The following is a 351-nucleotide window of genomic DNA, read 5'->3' as shown; positions in this document are numbered from 1 at the left end:
CGCAACGCCATGCTCTCGCCGCAACTGCTCGAACTGCTGCGCCTGTGGTGGCGCGAAGGCAGGCGTCGCGGTGTGATGCTTCCGCATGGCTGGCTGTTCCCGGGGCGCAGTTGCACCGATCCGATCTCGTCGCGGCAACTCCATCGCGCGGTTCAGGAAGCCGCCGAAGTCGCCGGCATCCGCAAGCGTGTCAGCCCGCATACGCTGCGGCACAGCTTCGCCACCCACCTGCTCGAGCAGGACGTCGACATCCGCGTCATCCAGGTGCTGCTTGGGCACAGCAAGCTCGAAACGACAGCGCTCTACACCAAGGTCTCGACCCGGACGATCCATGCGGTCGCAGGGCCGCTC

Annotated in this window: 1 protein-coding gene; it reads left to right on the top strand. The window is 66.7% G+C overall.

The features are described from left to right. Nucleotides 1–351 (top strand): tyrosine-type recombinase/integrase (locus ACWGS9_RS35540; protein ID WP_454509524.1); only part of this gene is annotated, 351 nt, incomplete at both ends.

It is taken from the genome of Mesorhizobium sp. Arg314 (genome assembly GCF_053714275.1).
Note: the sequence above shows the minus strand (reverse complement) of the source record. Positions and strands in the feature narration are given on the sequence as shown.